General features: G+C 42.0%; 16 protein-coding genes. 7 read left to right on the forward strand and 9 right to left on the reverse strand.

Features of this window, described 5'->3' with window-relative positions; translation table 11 throughout:
• Nucleotides 1–16 precede the first annotated feature (16 nt).
• The gene (locus PQR79_RS07825; protein WP_238106690.1) at nucleotides 17–556 is read right to left on the reverse strand and encodes an NUDIX hydrolase; all 540 of its coding nucleotides are present in this window, start codon (nucleotides 554–556) and stop codon (nucleotides 17–19) included.
• A gap of 360 nt (nucleotides 557–916) precedes the next feature.
• Between PQR79_RS07825 and PQR79_RS07830 the strand changes: the two genes are divergently transcribed.
• A complete protein-coding gene (locus tag PQR79_RS07830) occupies nucleotides 917–2101 on the forward strand; it encodes a GGDEF domain-containing protein (protein ID WP_238106689.1) in 1185 nt (394 codons plus the stop codon).
• A gap of 51 nt (nucleotides 2102–2152) precedes the next feature.
• On the opposite strand, the gene PQR79_RS07835 is transcribed toward PQR79_RS07830, so the two are convergent.
• The 3 genes from PQR79_RS07835 to PQR79_RS07845 all read right to left on the reverse strand — a co-directional run bounded on the left by PQR79_RS07835 (nucleotide 2153) and on the right by PQR79_RS07845 (nucleotide 4910).
• Nucleotides 2153–3370, reverse strand: coding sequence for a dicarboxylate/amino acid:cation symporter (locus tag PQR79_RS07835; protein ID WP_238106688.1), 1218 nt, complete (start codon nucleotides 3368–3370; stop codon nucleotides 2153–2155).
• Between the two features lie 95 nt (nucleotides 3371–3465).
• The gene (locus PQR79_RS07840; RefSeq protein ID WP_238106687.1) at nucleotides 3466–3741 is read right to left on the reverse strand and encodes a VOC family protein; all 276 of its coding nucleotides are present in this window, start codon (nucleotides 3739–3741) and stop codon (nucleotides 3466–3468) included.
• A 254-nt stretch (nucleotides 3742–3995) separates the two neighbouring features.
• Nucleotides 3996–4910, reverse strand: coding sequence for a LysR family transcriptional regulator (locus PQR79_RS07845; protein WP_238106686.1), 915 nt, complete (start codon nucleotides 4908–4910; stop codon nucleotides 3996–3998).
• Between the two features lie 147 nt (nucleotides 4911–5057).
• Between PQR79_RS07845 and fdhD the strand changes: the two genes are divergently transcribed.
• Both fdhD and PQR79_RS07855 read left to right on the forward strand, forming a co-directional pair.
• A complete protein-coding gene (gene fdhD / locus PQR79_RS07850; protein ID WP_238106685.1) occupies nucleotides 5058–5867 on the forward strand; it encodes a formate dehydrogenase accessory sulfurtransferase FdhD in 810 nt (269 codons plus the stop codon).
• Nucleotides 5860–8220, forward strand: coding sequence for an FdhF/YdeP family oxidoreductase (locus PQR79_RS07855; protein ID WP_238106684.1), 2361 nt, complete (start codon nucleotides 5860–5862; stop codon nucleotides 8218–8220). Before fdhD ends, PQR79_RS07855 begins: the two co-directional genes overlap by 8 nt.
• A 159-nt stretch (nucleotides 8221–8379) precedes the next feature.
• Here the strand turns inward: PQR79_RS07855 and PQR79_RS07860 are convergent, their stop codons facing one another.
• Both PQR79_RS07860 and PQR79_RS07865 read right to left on the reverse strand, forming a co-directional pair.
• Entirely contained in the window at nucleotides 8380–8925 is a 546-nt protein-coding gene (locus PQR79_RS07860) for a carboxymuconolactone decarboxylase family protein (RefSeq protein ID WP_238106683.1), read from the reverse strand.
• A gap of 254 nt (nucleotides 8926–9179) precedes the next feature.
• Nucleotides 9180–9866: an energy transducer TonB gene (locus PQR79_RS07865; protein ID WP_274408433.1), complete on the reverse strand. Its 687-nt coding sequence runs from the start codon at nucleotides 9864–9866 to the stop codon at nucleotides 9180–9182.
• Nucleotides 9867–10244: 378 nt separating this feature from the next.
• Between PQR79_RS07865 and PQR79_RS07870 the strand changes: the two genes are divergently transcribed.
• Nucleotides 10245–11339 (forward strand): PepSY-associated TM helix domain-containing protein, encoded by a 1095-nt coding sequence (locus PQR79_RS07870; RefSeq protein WP_238106681.1) that lies wholly within the window; start codon nucleotides 10245–10247, stop codon nucleotides 11337–11339.
• A gap of 113 nt (nucleotides 11340–11452) precedes the next feature.
• On the opposite strand, the gene PQR79_RS07875 is transcribed toward PQR79_RS07870, so the two are convergent.
• Entirely contained in the window at nucleotides 11453–12622 is a 1170-nt protein-coding gene (locus tag PQR79_RS07875; protein WP_238106680.1) for a lipid-transfer protein, read from the reverse strand.
• Nucleotides 12623–12981: 359 nt separating this feature from the next.
• On the opposite strand from PQR79_RS07875, the gene PQR79_RS07880 reads away from it, so the two are divergent.
• Nucleotides 12982–14184: an ammonium transporter gene (locus PQR79_RS07880; RefSeq protein WP_238106679.1), complete on the forward strand. Its 1203-nt coding sequence runs from the start codon at nucleotides 12982–12984 to the stop codon at nucleotides 14182–14184.
• Nucleotides 14185–14520: 336 nt separating this feature from the next.
• Entirely contained in the window at nucleotides 14521–18111 is a 3591-nt protein-coding gene (locus PQR79_RS07885) for an FG-GAP repeat domain-containing protein (RefSeq protein ID WP_238106678.1), read from the forward strand.
• 98 nt (nucleotides 18112–18209) lie between these two features.
• On the opposite strand, the gene PQR79_RS07890 is transcribed toward PQR79_RS07885, so the two are convergent.
• Nucleotides 18210–18458: a hypothetical protein gene (locus tag PQR79_RS07890; protein ID WP_238106677.1), complete on the reverse strand. Its 249-nt coding sequence runs from the start codon at nucleotides 18456–18458 to the stop codon at nucleotides 18210–18212.
• Between the two features lie 146 nt (nucleotides 18459–18604).
• Nucleotides 18605–20008: a hypothetical protein gene (locus PQR79_RS07895; RefSeq protein WP_238106676.1), complete on the reverse strand. Its 1404-nt coding sequence runs from the start codon at nucleotides 20006–20008 to the stop codon at nucleotides 18605–18607.
• A 371-nt stretch (nucleotides 20009–20379) separates the two neighbouring features.
• Between PQR79_RS07895 and PQR79_RS07900 the strand changes: the two genes are divergently transcribed.
• Nucleotides 20380–21894: a CotH kinase family protein gene (locus PQR79_RS07900; protein WP_238106675.1), complete on the forward strand. Its 1515-nt coding sequence runs from the start codon at nucleotides 20380–20382 to the stop codon at nucleotides 21892–21894.
• The last annotated feature ends 42 nt before the right edge of the window (nucleotides 21895–21936 follow it).

Raw genomic sequence — 21936 nt, forward strand, 5'->3', positions numbered from 1 at the left:
GAACTGCACCAGATGATTAATCACACTTTAACAGTTCTTGTTTAATCAGCTTTAATAAAAAGGTCTCTCGTTGTATCGAGAGGCCTTTTTTGTTGCTGTTTGCCATAGTATCGAGATTATGTTGAATCGCGGCATCAATATCCATCCACACTGGCACCATGCCATTATTGATTTCATGAGCCTCAAACTGGGTTTCCCCTATCTCGTCAGCAATATTACACACATAACAGTATGACAGCATGTTCACTGACTCAAACCCATCTCTGCGCCACGGACGATATTCTTGATACAAGCCAAACGGAATAACATCACCCACCACTTGCGCGCCGGTTTCTTCTTGTAACTCGCGAATTAAACCCTGCTCAATATGCTCACCGTCATCAACTCCACCACCGGGTAATGAATAGTCATGATAGCGCCTTGTGTACACCATCAAAATTTGATTACCGCGCAGCACAATCGCTCGTGCGGCCAAACGCGTTAGCATGGTCGATTGATTATTATTGACGAAATCGACAGGCGTTTCAGGATGATAACTGGTCGTTAAATGGCGCATAATATTTGAATTAGGACTTGGAGGTTAAATCAAAAAACGCATCATACGTTGCTAGGCACTGCGATTCAATAACACTGCAGCTGACGAAAGAGTCAAAGACGCACTCAAGAGACAGAAGTAAAAGCCTCAAACAAGCCATGGGCTTGCTTTGATGTGCTCGCTCTCATACGGAACAACACGTAAACATCTTGTAATAACTTAACCGTAAAATTACCGTCATAATAGCGGTTATTGTTTAATAATATGACTATTATTAGGGGAAATAGTCGATGATGAATCAAGCAAATTACCACAGAATCTGTTACACCCTCGAAGTGCATATAGCGTGCGCATTTATTATCAATCACGGACTCAACTTCTATGATAAACCGTTGGTATAAACAGTTTACACAATATCCACCAGACCACCCGGACTACTGGCGTATCCGTTTAATCGAGCACTCGTTGTTGATTACCACCAGTTACTTTTTAATCCTCACATTAATTAACCTCTTTTATTTTGAGGGATATTCCTATGCACTACTAGATGCGACGGGATTAATCATTTCGATTGGCATTTACAGTCGGTTTCGACAAACCGGAAAAGTGAACGTCACCGCGTGGGCAGTGACATTAATGGTAGCAAGCTTAATCATGCTATTTGTCATATCAAGCAAAGGTTATTCACACTCACTTTTTTGGGCAACATTAATTCCCCCGTTTTCATTCTTTCTCATAGGCCGAACGTGGGGCACAGTTATCTCAGGTATCGCATTTAGCATCTGCGCTATTTTGGTATATCAGCAAACTCTACACTCTGAAGCTGTACCATTTAGTATTGGGTCGCTTTTTAATGTCGTAGAGGTATGTATCGCCCAAGTTTTATTATTTCGCTTTTACGAAAAAACTCGATTTTCTGCCTATAAAAAGCTCGCTTTACGAAATCTTGAAATACAAAAAATGGCCGAAACGGATAAGCTTACAGGTTTATTTAACCGAGAAAAACTCGACTTTGCATTAGATAAATTACTCACAACGCCCGCAGCTAACACCTATATAGAAAGAAGCACTATCAACACAAAAGACCCCACCGAGGCCTGTCCGATAATTTATCAACCTGAAGCTCATGCTAGTGAAACAAAGCTCTCTCAAGCATTATTGAATAAACAGGAGATGACCCAGTTTCCAATTTCAGTGGCGATCATCGACATTGATCATTTTAAGGAAATTAATGATAAGCATGGACATTTAATTGGAGATAAAGTGCTATGTGGACTCGCGGATTTATTGAAAACTCAAATGCGCAGTGATGACATATTAGCACGCTGGGGCGGTGAAGAATTTGTAGTGGTATTACCCAATACACGGCTAGCGGATGCGACAGAGCTTATCGACAGATTAAGGCATTTTATTGCGACAAAAAATATTCAAGCTATGGACCTAACGATCAGTCTAGGCGTGGCGCAATATCAAATTGAAGATACGGCTCACACCTTACTAGACCGTGCAGATAAAGCGTTATACTTAGCAAAATCAGCAGGACGTAATTGTGTTGCAATAGCCTAAGCTGTCGTCAAAAGACATCCCCCAAAAGCATGCGCTACATTAACATCGTGTTCAATCAGCCTCTTGTGTAACGACATAATGCTTGCCATTAATCCGCTCAATAATCTGTGTTGCGGTTAAGTCATGCACCACATTAATCACGGTAGACGCGGCATCGGTAATCGCTCCTATCACCACTAAAATCGGGATCACCTCCATGGGTAAACCTAAGGTGGTAACAATAAAAATCTCACCTAAAAACGCCCCACCCGGTACGCCGCCAATCACGAAGGCCGACAACACCGAAATCAAAATGGTCAGCATAAATACGTCAGTAGTGAAATCGAGTCCTAGTAACGAATAAATAAACACAATTTTTAATGCGGTAATTGCAGCAGCGCCACCTTTATTTAAATTAACCAGTAACGGCAGGCTGATTTCAGCAATTTGCTCATTTAACCCCATCTTAGTCGCGCTACGAATGGTCACAGGTAAGGTGGCTAAAGATGAGCTGGTGCCCAAAGCGGTCACGGCTGGCTCAAGCATGTGCTGCCAAAATTGTTTAACCCCTTTTACCCCGCCGCCAATCCACGCATATAGGGTTGAACCCACGGTTAAATACAGTGCCATGGCAACAAAGAACAACCCCACAGCCCGGGCAAAAGTGCCCATTAGTTCAGTGTCTTGGCTGGCCATGGTTGCTGCAAAGTAAGCCCCTAAGCCAATAGGTGCAACATACATTAATATTGAAATGACTTTCATAATAACCGTATTCACACTATCCAAAATACGGCTGACTACGAGACCATCTTCACCAGATTGGCCAATGGCAACACCGCCAATCACCGACATGATGATTAAGGCTAAAATATTCGACTTAGACAATAATCCGACAAAATCATTAGTGGTTAATAAGCTCACAAAATCCATACTGCCTGATGCAGCATCGACCGTATTGGCTAAATCTAAGGTCACACCTTGAGCTGGATCGTACGCCAGTGCTAATAACACTACCCCAACGGATGGCACTATCGCCATCACAATCGACACCGCCATAATTGACACCAATATCGCACCTAACTTTTTTAAGTCGGTCATATGAGCAATAGACGACATCACGCTCACTGCCACCAATGGCACGATAATCATAAACAGCAAATTTAAAAATATTTGTCCAATCGGTTTGAGTTTAATCGCCCACTCAGGAAACATACCACCCAATAGGCCGCCTATGAGTAACGCACTTAATAAAATAATGGACGAGCGATAAGCGCGTAGGCTTCTCAACATATCAATTCCTAAAACATAAAAACAAAGTTAATAGCAGATAAGCTAAATGACGTTAAAATATGACACAAATCTAAAGTGATACCAATCGCAAAAAATTAAGGTTGAGCCTGAATTTCGATAATCAGGTTTTCAGATCCGCGCACGAAAATTTGTTTCATTAACGTACCAGGGACTTCGCCCATTGAATAAGCTAAATTGAGCTTAGTAATGTGCTGCATTGTTTCCTGATAATTGTCGCTTAAAAAGCTGACATGATGGACAATATTTTGCTCTTGCTCAGTAATGGCTGGTGATTGATGATTGGAGAAAATATGGATGACATCTTTATCGCCAGCAAACAAAAAGTAGCCGTTAAAGCCTAAACGAGGCATAAAGCCATTTTAGCCTCAACCCGACGGGCAGTGGCTATTTTCCAGTCATACTGCCCACAAATTCACTTATTTAGCAGGGCATACCGGTTTACGCCGTTAAATGGATTGAAGCATTATTGTAGACGGCTAATATCTCTCAATAAACGGCTTAAACAGGTAAACATTATCTAATATAAATTGATAATCAGCAGGAATATTTGAAAATAGGTCAAAGTAAGCGGCCTAAATAAACAACGGAACAAACCACAAATAAGCTATAGCGCCGAGTCTACCTCAACCAAACGAATAAACGCTTTCATCGCCACTGACACACTGTATTTACGGGTCATGAATACCGTATCGCCAGGCGTAACATCTAATAACGTTTGAGCATGAAGATTGTGTAATTGCTTAGCCGACTTAGCTATTCCTCCACTCACAATCGCATACCCTAGCCCCTGCTTTATCGCACTAACAAGATGAAACAACGAGTCGGTTTCTAATACAATATTAAAACCGCCTCCAGCTTTTTCTATCGCATTATCAATGTATTGCCTAAATTGCATATTTTGACTTAATAATATCAAGGGTACAGATTTAAGCTGAACTAATGGCAACGCTTGTTGTAACAAGGTTTGTTGAGGCGCAGCCAGCTCAAGAGATACAGGCTTAAGCGACAAAACCGCCAAAGGATGACTCTGTTGAGGGTAAAACTGAAGTTGTCTGCGGCTTGATTCGTTAATGTTCTCATCAAAGCCTAAACCAATATCCATTTGATGCAAGGTGAGCTGTTCTAGCAACTTTTCGTTAGTGGTGACGTGTAATTTAATCGATATATGCGGATGTAACTGAGTAAAGTGTTTAATGATTGGCATAATATCAACACTGGATTGCGGCACAATACCAATATTAAGCGACCCCTTTAATGGCCCAGTAAAAGCACTGATCTCCTGCTTTAATGCAGCTTCATCTAGCAGCATCTTTTCTGCATACTGCTGCACAACACTGCCCGCCTCAGTTAATGCTACAAATTGGCTACCACGGACCACAAGCTCAGTGCCAAAACGTTTTTCGAGTGCATTAATACTGGCTGATAACGTTGGCTGGGTAATATGACAAGCCTTAGCCGCTTTAGCAAAATGCTTATGTTTAGCCAACTCATGAAAGTAATGTAACTGCCGCAGATTCATGTCACCGCGCAACCTCTAATATAAAGTTAAGCTATCAATTTTACCCTATTAATAGACAAAAACTATCAATCTATAAAATAGTTTGATTGGAATTGTATTTTAGCTCTCCATAAAATGTGACCCACATCAAACTTTAAGGCTAAAAGTATGAATGCGTCATATAAATGGTCACCGTCGATTGAACACTTGGTAGAAGAAGCCGCCGCGGCAATTAATCTCAATGGCATCAATTATGCCGTAATGATGATAACCCCAGACAACATTGAAGACTTTGCGATTGGTTTTTTGTTTTCCGAGGCCATTATTCAACATGATCATGATGTGCACGACATCCAAGTGACTAACTCAGAACATGGGTTTAATATTGATGTCACCATCGCAAATCGCTGTTTATACGCATTAAACAGCAAAAAGCGTCGATTAGTCGGGGCCACAGGTTGCGGTATTTGTGGGGTTGAAGCTATCACTCATGCACTGCCAGAATTAACCATATTACCTGCCACTCGGCCAATTGAATTATTGGATGTCGACGCCCTCAAACTGCAAATTGAAGAACATCAGCTCAAAGCCCAACAAAGCGGTGCCATTCATGCGGCTTTAGCCTTAAATGCCCAGGGCAACATCATTGCTTGCCGTGAAGACATCGGCCGCCACAATGCCTTAGATAAACTAATCGGTATGTTAATTAGGCAGCCAAGCTCATTGTCTGAGTGCAACACATTATTAATGACCAGCCGTTGCAGCAGTGAGCTCATTCATAAAGCGGTGTTACTGGGCGTAAATAACTTAATTAGCTTAGCGTCACCCAGCCAGTTAGCGGTAAAGCTGGCGCTAAAGTACAACCTCAACATTATTCATATTCCCAAATATTCTGCGCCTATTTATTACTCTAATTTCCAAGCCAACGTCAATTTAAGCAGTCTGCCTGTAAGTCCATTCGGAGCCATTAATGTCTAACCATATCGAAAAACCTAGTAAAGCAGGTGGTTTTCCCTCAATACAAGCCACATTAAGCCATGTATTACGAAGCCAACGCACCAAGCAAAATCTCAAGAATTTATTACGCGTTAATCAAACCGACGGATTTGATTGCCCAGGATGTGCATGGGGTGACAACAAGCACGGCGCATTTCAATTTTGTGAAAATGGCGCCAAAGCCGTTGCATGGGAATCAACAGGAAAAGGGGTTGGCAGTGAGTTTTTTGCTGAGCATTCGGTACGCCAATTAGCCAAGCAAACCGATTACTGGCTAGAGTATCAAGGCCGCTTAACCGAGCCTATGCGTTACAACGCCGCAACCGATCACTATGAGCCAGTGAGCTGGAACGACGCTTTTAGCATTATTGCCGACAAGCTCAACAGCTTGTCTAACCCTAACCAAGTCGAGTTTTATACCTCTGGCCGCGCCAGTAATGAAGCGTCGTACCTTTATCAATTATTTGGCCGTTTATATGGCACTAATAATTTTCCAGACTGTTCCAATATGTGTCACGAAGCCAGTGGCGTTGCACTGACAAAAGCCATAGGTATTGGTAAAGGCACAGTGGTATTAAATGACTTTGATGCCGCTGAAGCCATTTTTGTGTTTGGCCAAAATCCAGGGACAAACCACCCACGGATGATGAATGCGTTACGTAAAGCCGCCAAGCATGGCTGTAAAATAGTCACCTTTAATAATCTTAAAGAAGTCGCCCTTGAAAAGTTTGCCAGCCCACAAAGTCCAATCGAATTATTAACCCCCGCAGCCACCACCATTAGTCATCAATATTTAACCCCTAAACTTGGCGGTGATATGGCCGCAGTGCGCGGTATGGCAAAGTACATTATTGAACAGCGCCAGGACAAAATTGATCATGGGTTTATTGAGCAACACAGCGCCTTTTTTAACGAGTATCAACAGAGTGTTAAGCGCACCAGTTGGCAGCAGATTGAACAACAATCAGGGCTAACGAGAGCAGATATTATTAAAGCGACAATCTTATTTAGCGGCAGTAAATCCGTGATCAGCTGTTGGGCAATGGGATTAACCCAGCACAAGCATTCTGTCGACATCATTCGTGAAGTGATTAATCTCCATTTGTTGTGCGGGCAAATAGGCAAACCGGGTGCGGGCTTATGTCCAGTCAGGGGCCACAGTAATGTGCAAGGTAATCGCACCATGGGGATTAACGAAAAACCATCCAATGAGTTTATTGCTCACTTTGATAACTTTTTTGAAACTCGCCTACCACGCCAGGCTGGTCACAACGTAGTAGAAGCGCTTAAAGCGCTACAAACAAAAGACAGTAAAGTGCTAATCTGCCTAGGAGGCAACCTTGCTGCAGCCGCACCCGATACCGACTTTACCTATCAAGCCATCCGCAACGCTGAGCTTAACGTGCAAATCAGCACCAAACTTAATCGCAGCCATTTACAAGTGACACAAGATGCACTTATTTTGCCTTGCCTAGGCAGAACCGAGTTAGATATTCAACGCAGTGGTATTCAAAAAATTACCGTAGAAGACACTTTTAGCATGGTACATGCCTCAACGGGCATGACCGAACCAGTGTCAGAGCTGTGCTTGTCTGAAATCGACATCGTCGCCCAAATGGCCAACGCCACATTCCATCATCGTGATTTTAGTCAACGCGTTGGCAGTCACCAAATAAACAATCAAAACGCGGCCATAAAAATCGATTGGTTAGCATTACGTGATGACTATGGGCTGATCCGCCAATTAATACAAAACACCATAAATGGTTTTGAATACTATAACCAACGTATTGAACAACCTGCGGGGTTCTACCTTGGCAACAGCGCCGCCAGATTTGTATGGCACACTCAAACCAAACGCGCAGAATTTAATCCGAGTAACTTGCCAGACTCCGTGATTGCCGACTGTTCAAGCGATGCGCAATTACAGGGCTCACAAGGTACACAACAGCCCATATTATTGCTGCAAAGCTTGCGCTCACACGACCAGTACAACACCACAATTTATGGTATGGACGACAGGTATCGCGGCATTAAAGGCAAACGAAATATACTGTTTATCAACCCACAAGACGCACAAAACCTCAACCTAGTTGAAGGACAGTTAGTCGATTTACAATCGATTGCCAATGACAATGTTGTACGTAAAGTGTTTGGATTTAGCGTTGTCCTTTACGATATACCACAAGGCAATATTGCCGCCTACTACCCTGAAACCAACCCTTTGGTATCAATCAACAGTGTCGGCATTGACTCTTACACCCCTACGTCTAAATCTATCCCAGTGACCATAACACCCTCCACCAAGCCGGTGATTAATGTAGCTCAAGGATAAAATTAACCCAGTCACTTATTACTGATAACGCCCAGCGCGGTTAGCTCTGGGCGTTATCAGTTAGCAGTAGCGAATAAAAATACCAATGCCATGTGCGATAACGCTGACATTGGTATTTATTTTATCTCTTCACAATAATTGATGATTTGTCAGTAACCGTTATTTCCAAGCAAACGGTTTAAATACGTCATCAGTTGGAGTATGGGCAACATGATTGGTGTAGTTACTGATGACTTTTTGTGACAAGCCTAAAATGATTTCTAACACTTGTTGCTGGCCGTAACCTGCCGCATAAAAAGCTTCAAGTTCAGCAGCCGAAATATTACCGCGGTTACGCACAATGCTTAATGTAGCATCGTGTAGCGCTTGTAATTTAGCATTGGGCATAGCGGTTTTGTTACGCAATGCTTCTGTGATCGCAGGATCAACATTCATTGAATTCGCAATAGCTGTATGCGCAGGAACACAATAAGTACATTCATGCTCAACGTTAATGGTTTGCCACACTACCGTTAGCTCTTCTGCATCAAATGACGAGTCTAAAAAGAACTGATGTAGCTGTTGATAAGCTTTAAGTGTGTTTGGTGATTCAGCTAATACGCCAAACAAATTAGGTACCATGCCCATTTGTTTTTTAGCACCCTCTAGGATTGCTTTACTTTGTTGTGGGGCGCTTTCTGCTGTATGGATAGTAAATGAAGTCATAATATTCTCTCGTGTCGATAAATAAATGCTAGTGCTGTTAAATGCTGCTAAATGCCAGTGCAGCGTTTCAAATTGGGTTCACTATAGAACATCTTGAGCAACTGCTCAATATTATTTTGATCGACCACTCAAAAAATCGCAAAATTGACGTTTTACTGTTGTGTTGGCCAATAAAAAAGCCGTTAATCCTCGTGGGATTAACGACTTGATAGTAAATGACAAAGCCAGTTAGTTAGGCGATGGGCCAACGTTCATTAATGGGTTTTCTCTAAGCTAAAGTCGAGTCTCACCTGCTGGCGCTGTTGGCTAACAGCATGGCCTTGATCCACCTTAGGTTTATACTTCCAGCCTTTGACAGCCTGAATGGCAGAGCGATCAAATGTGCGTTTAGGCTGAGCCTCTATCACACTGACATTTATTACAGCCCCCACTTCATTGATATCAAATTCGACAATAACATAACCTTCAACCCCATCACGGGCTGCAACAATTGGATATTGAGGAGCAACTTGCACAACAGGCAATGCATCACTTGAACTGACACCGCGCTCATAGGTTTCAGACTGGCTCGGCATCACTGGCGGTAAAAGCTCATTTGGTATCATGGTCACTTCAGTTCCGCCAGCACTTGGTACTGCGACGCGCTCGATTTCAGGGATGACTGGTTTGGGTTTTAATCGCTCAACCGTTTTAGGTGGTATGGGTTTAGGCGTATCCTGAACCACACTAATAACCGGAGCATCGCTTGGCTCGCCAATATAGATTTGATCGTTTTTAACCAGTTGAGACATAAATATAAATAACCCTAAGGTTACCACTGCGCCAGTGATTAAAATGGCAGTTTGCCTAAACCATATTGGGTAATGAAATGCTCCCCCTGTATTGATGACACTTGCATGCAAAAATCCATCTTGTCGGCCAAGCAACGTATGTGAGTTCATAGACAATCCTTTATGAGTAACTCAAGACTAAAATAACCAGCCTTGTTAATGGTTTATTTAAATCAGGAATTAACGTGAGTTAAAGTAAGGTGCCTATTAATTGTTAGCAACATTGTCAACACATGTAAAACATTTTGTTACATATGGGCTTTTATCTTTAAAAATCAAACAACCTATTAACAATGCGCCAGCTAAGATTTAACATAAATCCCAGATTACATGCTTAGTCATCTTGTTTCATACACTCCAATTGAACAAATAATTGAGATTAATTATCATTACCAATATTCCGTGGTGAGTCTACCTTTTAAAAGTACAATAAACTCACTTTTTTCAATAACTTTCAACACAACATAGTGTAATTTGAGCGAATACAACATGAATATGGTTTCAATCTTAAAATGGCTTCATAACTGGATAGGCTTTGTTATTAGCATCACCATGTTAATTGTGCTAACGACAGGGGTTTATTTAGGCAGCGTAGATTTATTAAAACGCACAGACAATTTAGGGCAAACCTTTGTCCCGCTAACGATTGAACAAAAAGCCGAGACGTTAGCAACGGTATTTGAACGCTACCCTGAAATGAGCACGGTACGTTTTCCCACAGAGCATACACCTTATATTCAAGCCACTGCGCGCGGTAAAGCCATCGCATTAGACAGCGAGCTCAACGAACTTGCTAGCCGCGCTTCATTCGACCTGCCTTTTTATGAAACCGTCTTTTGGTTACATCGTAATTTTTTAATCGACAACGGCGGTAAATACATCAATGCATGGGCCTCTTTGGCTGGCGCGATTGTCACATTAATTGGGATTTATTTATGGTGGCGGGTACGTAACGGCTTTCGCTTAAAACAAACACTGCCAAAAAATACTCGTTCAAGCAGTCTGCTAAAAAGCCATATTCAGCTTGGGCTATTTATCTCAATACCTTTATTTATTTTGTGTTTAAGCGGTTTTTTAATAACCTACAATAGCTTATGGACTGGGGCGCTAAATCAAAAACCTGTTACTCAATCGTTTCCACTAAGCCAAGGCAATGATTGGTTAAGCCAGCTAAATAGTGCTCAACAAGTGTGGCCAGACGCAGAGTTAGTCTCAGTAAGTAAACCTCGTTCAAAACCGGGTAAAAAGCCGACCCCAAAAATGCAAGGTGATGCGATTAAACCGCTAGCACAGATGTTTTCGATTCAATTTGATGAACATCCAGGCGTTTGGTTAAGAGAAGCCGATCGCATTAGCATTAACCATACTACAGGCGTTATCGAGTCAGCATTAAAACACAGCGAAAGACCTTTATCGGGCAGGATTGCAAGCTTTGTACGCCCACTTCATGATGGGCTGAATATGCCGGCCAGTTATGTGGCATTGATTACATTAGTCTCATTGATTGGCACGGGCATTTTATCGTTCAGCTTGGTGACTTTTTGCCGTCGCACATTTGGTCGTAAAGCGAAAAAAGCCGCTTAACATTATTTATACCATTGCACGTGAGTAAATGATCTCTTCGCGAGAATTATTAATGCACAATGGTATTAGCATGCAGTGCGATAAGTCTCGCACTGCATGACTAAAAAGACAAACTACACGCCGTATAAGGTCACAACAACGGCACCGCCCAACCCCACATTATGCTGTAATGCCAATTTGGCGTTATCAACCTGCCTATGACCTGCTTGGCCACGTAAATGCCAGGTTAGCTCAGTACATTGCGCTAAACCGGTCGCCCCAATGGGATGGCCTTTTGACATTAACCCGCCCGATGGCCCAATCACATAACGGCCGCCATAGGTGTTATCACCATCGGCAATAAATTGCACCGCCTCACCTTCAGGACACAGCCCTAGAGCCTCATAAGTAATCACCTCATTTGGGGTAAAGCAATCATGCAACTCAATCACATCAATATCGCGAGGGCCAATAGCTGCATCGCAATAGACTTGCTCAACCGCTTGTTGCGTCATGGCCTTACCAACCGCATTAATAGGGTCTTGCCACGAGAGTTCGGTGTCGGTTGCCATGGCTTGTGCAAGTATTTTGACCTGAGAAGAAATACCATGCTGGCGGGCAAATGCCTCACTGCATACGATAACCGCCGCGGCGCCACAGGTTGGCGGACACGCCATTAAGCGCGTGAGGTAATTGTCGTATATCACTTTATCGTTGAGCACTTGTTGGTAAGTTAATGGCGTTGAAAACATTGAGTACGGATTATTGATGGCATGTCTGCGTGACTTTTCGGCCACCTTAGCAAAGATATCAGCGCCTACATGGTATTTGTCCATATAATGGCGGCCAGCCGCGCCAAAAGCACGTAACGCAATAGGCCCTTGTGGTGCGTTGAATTGCTGCAATACAGGATCGAGCCGTTCGAATGGACTTTCTCTGTCTTGCCAGTGTGAGCCTAACGCGCCAGGTTGCATTTCTTCAAAGCCAAATGCTAATGCACACTCAACCTGACCCGATAACACCGCCTGGCGAGCCAAAAACAATGCGGTTGAACCACTCGAGCAATTGTTGTTCACATTAATAATCGGAATACCGTTTTGACATACATCATAAAATGCATGCTGGGCGCTGGTACTGTCACCATATATATAAGCGCCATAAGCCTGGCCAATCGCTTTAGCATGTAAACCCGCATCTGCTAATGCTAACTTAATGGCTTCAGCAGCCATCACCCGATATGGTCGCTGTTGTCCCGGTTTACAAAATGGGATCATTCCCACACCTGCCACTCTAACTGTGTTCATACCACTCCCGTTATGACAGTTTTTAACGTTAGTCTTTCATGCTAAGTACAGAATACTCGATACGTTTATAAAGTAAAAAAAATGTTAACATTCACCGTTAGCAGCGCACCACATTGAAACATTGATGCACCAAAATTGAACCATAACCGCAAAGCCACTAGCTTACCCTGCCGATTTTACCTCTTTAAATGCTGTTTAAGCGCACCATCTCTGATCGTTATCATTATCATTTCAGCAACATATTCAGACATTTGCACCATTCAAGGTCAACAAACGTTAAATACCTCCGCGTTTTAGGAATGACTTTTGCTTTATAAAAGCATGAATTTCAACAGAGAAATGTTTTTTTGGGAACTGAAATGAACAATATTAGTGATGCTATTGGGGTTATTGCACAAAGTGCGGACACGGTATTTATCTTACTTGGTGCAATCATGGTTTTGGCCATGCACGCTGGCTTTGCATTTTTAGAAGTCGGTACTGTAAGACACAAAAACCAGGTGAATGCCTTGGTTAAAATTCTAACGGACTTTGCTTTTTCGGCCATTGCCTACTTTGTCATTGGATATCAAATCGCATACGGAAGCCACTTTTTTGTGAGTGCTGAAACGCTTGGGGCAGATAACGGCTATCAGTTAGTTAAGTTCTTCTTTCTATTAACCTTCGCAGCTGCGATCCCAGCCATTGTTTCGGGCGGCATTGCCGAGCGCGGCAGTTTTAGACCCTTCTTGTTTGCCTCGGCCATGATTGTGGCTTTTGTATACCCGTTATTTGAAGGCATTATCTGGAACGGCAATTATGGCTTTCAAACTTGGTTAGAAAACCAATTTGGCGCACAATTTCATGACTTTGCCGGTTCTGTGGTAGTACATGCTATGGGAGGGTGGCTTGCATTTGTGGCCATTTATTTACTTGGTGCTCGTCGTGGTCGTAAACCGGGTATTGCATTTGCACCGTCTAACATTCCCTTCTTGGCGCTAGGCTCATGGGTGCTGATTGTGGGCTGGTTTGGCTTTAATGTGATGTCAGCACAAACACTTGATGGTATTAGTGGCTTAGTGGCAGTCAATAGTTTAATGGCCATGGTTGGCGGCACGGTTATCGCGCTAATTGTGGGTAAAAACGACCCAGGATTTATTCATAACGGGCCGTTAGCAGGATTAGTTGCTGTTTGTGCAGGCTCTGACTTAATGCACCCTGTCGGCGCATTTATTGTAGGCGGTATCGCGGGCGGTTTATTTGTGTGGGTGTACACTAAATTACAACGCAGCAGTAAAATAGATGACGTACTCGGTGTATGGCCGCTTCACGGTTTATGTGGCGTGTGGGGCGGTATTGCGGCAGGTATTTTTGGCCAGCAAGCATTGGGCGGCCTTGGCGGGGTAAGCTTAATGTCTCAATTAGTCGGTAGTGTTGCAGGTGTTGTCGTCGCATTAATGGGCGGTCTCATCGTTTACGGCATTGTAAATAAAATCTCAAGCTTACGTTTAAGCCAGGAACATGAGTTTATTGGCGCTGACTTAGCCATTCATAAAATTGGCTCAACTAACTCAGACAAGTAACTCAAATCAACGAGTAAAAAAGGCAGAATCAGTATTCTGCCTTTTTTACGCCTCACCTTAAGCAATTCGAACCCTCCACAATCACCGACATAAAGCCCTCTGCTAAAAGACAATAAATCAATAACATTAAGCCTTTGTCACAGCAGCTAAATACCCCAAAAAACCATCCGTTATTGAACCAGACGCCAGTACCTTTAACCGCAATAATAATATCTGGCTTAAAGCGCAAATTTTCATTGCAAAGAATTTGGCCAAACCCTAGTATACACAACAAAAATCATACAATTAATTTACATTCTAAGAATGTATTTTCACAACATTGTGCAAGGATGAAAAATGTTAACGAAAACCCGCTCCTCGCTCGCATTTGCGATTTTATTTTCTCTTTCGGCTTGTGGTGGTGGCGGAGACTCTTCTGACACATCCAGTGAAACGCCCGATTATCCAGCTGGCACCAGCTCACAGTCTGATATTATTAAAAACGCCAATAACTATAATGCTATTGAGTTAGAGAACGCGGCATCGCAATTAGTCAGCGCGCGCTACACTGGCAGTAAATCATTGACGACATTAACCCTCGCAAATACCCAACATGTGTTTAAAAAAGTGGTTATTGGAGAAGGCGTTTTACTGCCTAACTTACATTTAGAAGAACTTGATTATAATGTAACCAACTCTGGAAAAGTGGATTTTACTGCCCAATGTTCGACCTCTGGCAGTATCAAATTTAAAGGCCAATTAAGCAGTCAATTTACCGGAAACCTTGCCGTAAGTTACAATAATTGTAGCGACGGCTATAGCAATAATGTCAACGGTAATATGGCCTTTTCGCTAAAAACTAACACAGACAGCCAATATAATTTTAGCTTTAACTTTGATAATTTATCTTGGAAAGAAGGTAGTCTCACAACATCGCTCACTGGCAGCTATGGAATTAATAGCCAAGAAACCCCCAATACAGATCAATTCAGCAACAGCATCAAAACCAATCTTCTTTATACTTACTCAGGCCAAACACAAGCACTTTTTCAGGTAACTCAAACTCAATCCTATCAAAACAACCAGTTTAATTGGATCATTTCAGGGGCTTATTTTCATAGCACCTTAGGTCAATTCAACATATCGACCAATGCTTTAGATGGAAATTTAGAACAAGGAAAGATCATCGTTAAGGGCACCAATTCGTCTACGCTAGCGTTTTTAAATGGCCCGGTAAAATATACCCAAGATACAGACAATAATGGCATTGATGATGTAGGTACTTACTTTGCATCTGTTAATGACTTAATCACCAATAATTTATCAAATAAACCGCTTGTTGATGTGGCTAAGATGTCATTACCGCCAGAAGTTTATGCGCCAAGCGGTAATAATTATCAGTTATATACAACAACACCACTGACTGTGTCACCAGGGCATTATTTCGATCCAGATAACAGTCTTGATCAACTCACTGTCAGTTACCGCTGGTATATTAATGGCCAGCTAGTCAGCGGGCAAACCAATTACATTCTGCCAGCTCACATTGCAGTTTATGGGGATGAAGTTAAAGTGGCAATGGTTGTTTCCGACGGTATTAATACTGTTGAGAGTGATTACTTTTTCTTTACCATTAACGACTCACCCGCACAATTTAATGCCGTTAACCTACCTAACCACATACAATCTGGCCAAACTGTGCAATTTAGTGCATTGCTCACTGACCCAGACAATATTGATCCGGCTAAAATTGGCTCGTTAATTTCAGGGCCTAGTGGCGCGACCATTGACAGCCAGGGACTTGTTACTTGGTCAGTCGGAAATGACTATCTTTTCCCCTTACAAAGTGTCGACTTTGTTTTTGCTCTTACCGATGCCAATGGCAATATCCTCGAATCGGCATCGGTTTCACTCGATGTAAACGCAGATAAACCTTTACCATTAACTCGCTCAGGCATTGAAGTCCCTCGTAACGAAAAATCAATGTGGGTGGGAGATTTTGATGGTGACGGTAGCAATGAGCTGGTGTCGACTGATAATAATAACAGGGTGTTTATTTTAACCGAACAAAATGGCAGTTACGTACAAACCTGGTTTTATCCATTTAAATTAGCCACTAAAGGTACCATACAACAGGTGTTGGTTTTTGATACCAACAAAGATAATCGTGATGATATTGTGCTGATTACAACACACGGTATTAGCGTGATTAACGATCTCAATGCGTTGTCATACGAACTATTCTCAACTGAGGATACGATTTTCAGCGCAGCAATCGATGATATTGATAGTGACGGAATCCCAGAAATCGCTTATTTGCATGCGCGAGGGGTAAATAATTATGAGACGGAATCTCTACTCAGTGTTATCAGCATGTCTGCGCCATCTGATGTATTATTTTCGGTCAACATTGATGCTCAGAAAGTCATTTTTGCAAATGTTGATCTGCAACCTGGTCTTGAACTTATTACCAATAGCGGTTTGGTTTATGATACTCAAACTTGGCAAAACAAGTGGGCTAACAGTACACCATTCGGAGATCGAGTCCTGACTACCGGTGATTACAACGGCGATGGCGTTAATGAGATTGCCGGGGGGAATTACTGGTCAACGGTCAGTATTTACTCTGCTGTCAATAAATCGCAATTAGCCACCGTTGAAGTATCTAATACTTGTTCAATCAATACCATGAATTTAGATAATGACGCCGCCGACGAATTAGTGGTGGGAGAATGTCAGTCTGGAGAAGTGCATGCTTATAAGTTAACAAGTAATGAGCTATCACAAATATGGTCTCAATATACTCCACACTCTAGCGTAAGCGCGTTAACTGTCGGCGACTCTGATAATGATGGTGAAGACGAACTTCATTGGGGCGTTGATACAATGACCACTGCCGAAGATCGTTTGCTTGTGGCTGATATTGGTATCAATACCATCGACATTAAACAAAACCCGTCTACCGTTCAATTAGATTCTTTTAGCAGTGCAGGTTGGTCAACTATCACTGATAATGATGAAAAAGCCGTATTCTTTGTACCGCAAACCGCAAACGGCTATCAAGGCAGTCGAATCCTGACAATGGCAGCTGATGGATCTTACCAATTAAGTGAGCAAATATCCTCAAACTGGGATAGGAGCTTCCATGCCGTCACCACTGATTATAACCACGACGGCTTTGGCGATTTACTACTGCCAACAACAGAGTATTACGACGGAGGGATGGGTGTCATGCAGTTATTTGACTATAGCTTCCACTGGCAATCTACCACCAGCAGTCAATCTGATATTGGCGCGATTAAGGCATTTGATATTAACCAAGATGGTTTTGAAGATGCCATTTATGCCGACGGCAAGACACTCAAAATCGTTAATATTGACGACCAAAGCCTAATTGCCCAATACAGTTTTGAAAGCAATATTACCGACTTTGTCATCAATGAAAAAACCGTGATTGTGGCCCGAAATAATACCGTAAGCCTACTAACACTAAACACGAGTTCACTGTCAGAGCAATCGTTTATAAATCAAAACTGCCAGTATTTGACGTTAATAAACCTAGATAGCGATACACAACAAGAACTGATGTGTATTAACACTGATCATTATGAAAATAACAGCAATATCTATACATACGAAATAGCCAACTTAACCCTTGTTGAAAAAGACACTAGAGCCATCAAGCGTTCAATTTTTGGCATTGCTATCGATGAGACCACCAGCAGTAACCAAGGCTATTTTGTCGCAGTTCAAGTCGGGCAAGCATACTTCAGCGAAGAAGACACAGATTATCATATTGAAAAACACGATGTTAACAGCAATGTTATTTGGAGAAGTCCAAGTTTAATTGGTGAGCCATCTGAACAAGGGCTTAAAGCACGTTACTCTTCTGCGAAGGGATTACAGCTGATGTTGTCGACAAACAAAGCAATGTACCTTATTCATTAATCCTAGGACAATGCAGCATCAAAACCATTAAAAAGGCAGAATCGTTATTCTGCCTTTTTTTGTTTAAACGGTATTCGTCTTGATTAAACCCGGGGAGATCAGTGCTTAGGCTTAACCCCATTTTTAACCATATCTTGACCCGCTTCGAAAATTTCCGGCGTTACCCAGCGGCCAAGTAAAAGCTTATGGTTATCACCAAATACCGCAACAAAATGACGACCATCAGCATTACTGGTGGCCATACCTACGCCAGCCACACCTTCTAAACCTAAACCGCCCTTTTCAACTAACACCAAAAAACGTTCTAAATCGGCTAAATTATCAATCACTTCATTTTCAATATTCATTTGCGTTCCTAAAGACCTTTTGTACAATCTTGCACAATCTCAACTAAAAATGGGGATTACTTTAACGCATTAACTCGTAATAATCTTCACTTTATCCGTGGCAGCTTCACCCTTAACGTCACTTTTCTCTTTCATGATTATCTAGGTTAAAAGTGTAACGTGAGATCAATTAACTGCGCATCATCATCGTATGAATCAAAATTAATCGACAACATTACCCCCCCTTTTGTCAGCATGATGTTATCAAAGTTATCTTCAGCATTAGGATATCGCGCTAACCATTCAGATTTAGTGGCAGGCAACTGATAACTGGCAAGCACAGCGTTAAACTCACTCATGGATTGCGTACCAAACATCGACTCGGTAATTTGGATCGAATTAACAACCCCCTGGCGATCAACTCCCAATAATACATTGCTGTTGGCCAGTACTTTTACGCCACTGTCAGTTAATTGAATTTGGTTACCAAGTTGTTGTGGTTGCAAAGCATAAGCCTGTGTTGAAGCTAATGTCAGCATTTTTGCGATAGTAATATGATCAAAATTGCCGAAGTTAACGAGATGCTTATCGCTTGCTGTTAACGGCAAAATAGCAAAGCTGTTCAGCCGAGAAACAGCCTCTTGAGACACGCTTTCTTTATAGTCTTCAAAAATTAATAACAAGCGGCTATCTTTACCTGCAACACTATAGTCATCATCTTGCTTTTTAAGGGGTAAATGCGCCTTAACACTGCTGAGTTCATCACCGTGATGCACCAGGTTAGCAATCACCCAATTATCGCTATCGTAATTTTCACTTAAGGCAATTTGATTTTGACCATGACCATTTAAAAGCCCTAAATCTTGGGTAATCATCACGACACGAGTGTCTTTAATCACAAACCATAAGCTACGTCCGTAACCATAAACGGTGGCACCATTGTCGAGTTGCAACTGAATACTATGGGAACCTAATGCTTGTTGTAAATCATCAACCGAGCCACCCATTTGTACGCCGTAGGCACTGTTGGTAGTGATAAGCGCATCGGGTGCTTGATGCTTTTGTGCTTGTTTTAGCAGATTGCCCTCTTCTGGCATCGTCAACTTAACGGTGGTTTGGGTGTACGACACCGCTTGACCTTCGCTGTTATACGGGGTGGGATCACTGGTAAGTTGCGTATCGTCACACAGGTTAACGTATTGCGCTGTAGTGATTACATGGATTTGTTGGGTATTAGACTGAACTCGGCTGCTATCATCTTGCAAATCAATGCTGCGCTCAATTCCGCCAACCGTTAATCTATCAATAATGACCGCATCTGCGCCTGCTACCACGGCTTTGCGCTGTATTTCAACTAAAGCTTGCTTTACATATGCATCACGATGGGACAATACGTCACCATGAGAGGATTTCAGTAAGTCAGGGTCAATATCGTAAATCATTTTATCATTGCGTGTATCGATAGTTTGCGGACTGCAAAGAGGGTAAAAATCTAAAATGGGCGGTAATTCGTTGGCAAACGTGACAGGACTAAAAGCCGCTAAACAAATAAAATAATATAAAAATTTCATGAATCTTCCTTGAGTAAAATCCGTGTTTTTTGCGATAACACTTATCAGTGACTCTACCCTAATGTGAAAAACCATGGCTGTAAACTCATCGGTGTTATCGAAACTTTAGAGATGATGTAAAAAGCCAATAAATAAGTCCTTTAATATCCTAAGGTAAATGTCCCCGACACTTAGATTTAAACCTCGCAAGGCTTAATTCCTATCACGACATGCAGTGCTGGCTCAGACATCATTTTTATCAACTTGCTCTATATATCCTTTTTCTCTGCACAATTTTTACACCTTTGAGCACTAACATCTTGTTAACGATTTTATTTCAGTGAATCAACCAACACACCTCACGACAAATAGACAAGATTTAGGAGTATTTGATGTTTAATACCAACAGCTTAAATAGCACTAGTCGGCTATTTAATCAGCCAATGATGATATTGCTAATCATCATGTTTGCTAGCATGTTAGTCCTTACTGGTTGCGACGGCGACTCGAGTGAGAACACGACAGACACAACTGAAGTTTCCAGTTCAACAGACACTGATACCAGCACTGATACAGATACAGATACAGATACCGATACCGATACTGAAGTTGATGATGTTGATTTTGAAGCCACTGATTGGACAGATGAAACCCACAGTAAAGATGTTGATCCAAATTTTGATGAAGTGTTTAGCGACACCGAAGTTAAACGTTTTGACATTGTCGTCACCGAAGAACGCTGGGAAAGCATGATAGATAACATGACTGAACTTTATGGCGTATTTGGCAGAGGTTCATCAAGTAGCTTAAGTGATTCCGATGAAGATCCTATCTTTGTACCCGCAGAAGTATTTTATAACGGCATCGAATGGTATCGTGTTGGTATTCGTTTTAAAGGCAATTCATCACTTCAAACCAGTTGGCAGCAAGGTATTTTAAAGCTCGCCTTTAAACTCGACTTTGACGAATATGAAGATGATTACCCGCAAATAAAAAACCAACGTTTTTACGGTTTTAAAAAGTTTAGTTTAAAAAATAACTATAACGACGAGTCGATGCTTCGTGAAAAAGTCGCCGCTGATGTGTTTAAAGATGCGGGATTAGCCGTATCACACACCGGTTTTTATACCTTATATGTCGACCATGGAGACGGCCCTGAATATTTTGGTTTATATACCCTAGTTGAAGAAGTGGATGATACTGTAATCGACACGCAGTTCTCTAGCGACGATGGTAATTTATATAAACCCGAAGATGATGGTGCGATGTTTGTTGAAGGTTCGTTTAACCAAGACGATTTCGAGAAAAAAACCAACGAAGACGACGAAGACTGGTCTGACATTGAAGCACTATTTAGCGCGCTGCATGACGACACCTATACCAGCGATCGTGCAACCTGGCGCACCAACCTTGAAGCTGTATTTGATGTTGACGTATTTTTAAAATACTTAGCAGTCAATGGCATTATTCAAAACTGGGATACTTATGGTCTTATGCCACACAACTATTACTTGTATAACGACCCTGACACCTCAAAGCTAACCTGGATCCCATGGGACAACAACGAAGCGTTACAAGACGGTAATATGGGTGGTGCATTGGCGTTAGATTTCTCAGATCTTAATTCAAGCAGTTGGCCGCTTATCTCGAAACTGTACGCAGATGATGTATATCGTGAGCAATATAACGAATATATACTTGAGGTGATTAGCGATGCATTTGAAACCAATAAAATGCAAGCCAAGTATAATGCCTATTCAGCACTGGTTGCCCCTTATGCGACAACAGAAATATCTGGCTACACGTTCTTGGAAAGTACCAGTGATTTTTATAAAGCCGTCGATGAGTTATTAGAGCACGCAGAAGACCGCGCCACAGCAGTTGATAATTACTTAGATACACAGTAATCAAGTATTAAATAAAGCCCATCATCACTACGATGGGCTTTA

It is taken from the genome of Shewanella metallivivens (assembly GCF_028750675.1).
GTDB classification, from domain to species: Bacteria; Pseudomonadota; Gammaproteobacteria; order Enterobacterales; family Shewanellaceae; genus Shewanella; species Shewanella metallivivens.

Excerpts from the sequence above, each read along its gene's own strand:
- PQR79_RS07870 (WP_238106681.1), top strand. The coding sequence starts at position 10,245 with ATGAATATGGTTTCAATCTTAAAATGGCTTCATAACTGGATAGGCTTT.
- PQR79_RS07890 (WP_238106677.1), bottom strand. The coding sequence starts at position 18,458 with ATGAATATTGAAAATGAAGTGATTGATAATTTAGCCGATTTAGAACGT.
- PQR79_RS07885 (WP_238106678.1), top strand. The coding sequence starts at position 14,521 with ATGTTAACGAAAACCCGCTCCTCGCTCGCATTTGCGATTTTATTTTCT.
- PQR79_RS07830 (WP_238106689.1), top strand. The coding sequence starts at position 917 with ATGATAAACCGTTGGTATAAACAGTTTACACAATATCCACCAGACCAC.
- PQR79_RS07855 (WP_238106684.1), top strand. The coding sequence starts at position 5,860 with ATGTCTAACCATATCGAAAAACCTAGTAAAGCAGGTGGTTTTCCCTCA.
- PQR79_RS07880 (WP_238106679.1), top strand. The coding sequence starts at position 12,982 with ATGAACAATATTAGTGATGCTATTGGGGTTATTGCACAAAGTGCGGAC.
- PQR79_RS07865 (WP_274408433.1), bottom strand. The coding sequence starts at position 9,866 with ATGAACTCACATACGTTGCTTGGCCGACAAGATGGATTTTTGCATGCA.
- PQR79_RS07845 (WP_238106686.1), bottom strand. The coding sequence starts at position 4,910 with ATGAATCTGCGGCAGTTACATTACTTTCATGAGTTGGCTAAACATAAG.
- PQR79_RS07895 (WP_238106676.1), bottom strand. The coding sequence starts at position 20,008 with ATGAAATTTTTATATTATTTTATTTGTTTAGCGGCTTTTAGTCCTGTC.
- PQR79_RS07860 (WP_238106683.1), bottom strand. The coding sequence starts at position 8,925 with ATGACTTCATTTACTATCCATACAGCAGAAAGCGCCCCACAACAAAGT.
- PQR79_RS07840 (WP_238106687.1), bottom strand. The coding sequence starts at position 3,741 with ATGCCTCGTTTAGGCTTTAACGGCTACTTTTTGTTTGCTGGCGATAAA.
- PQR79_RS07825 (WP_238106690.1), bottom strand. The coding sequence starts at position 556 with ATGCGCCATTTAACGACCAGTTATCATCCTGAAACGCCTGTCGATTTC.
- PQR79_RS07875 (WP_238106680.1), bottom strand. The coding sequence starts at position 12,622 with ATGAACACAGTTAGAGTGGCAGGTGTGGGAATGATCCCATTTTGTAAA.
- fdhD (WP_238106685.1), top strand. The coding sequence starts at position 5,058 with ATGAATGCGTCATATAAATGGTCACCGTCGATTGAACACTTGGTAGAA.
- PQR79_RS07835 (WP_238106688.1), bottom strand. The coding sequence starts at position 3,370 with ATGTTGAGAAGCCTACGCGCTTATCGCTCGTCCATTATTTTATTAAGT.
- PQR79_RS07900 (WP_238106675.1), top strand. The coding sequence starts at position 20,380 with ATGTTTAATACCAACAGCTTAAATAGCACTAGTCGGCTATTTAATCAG.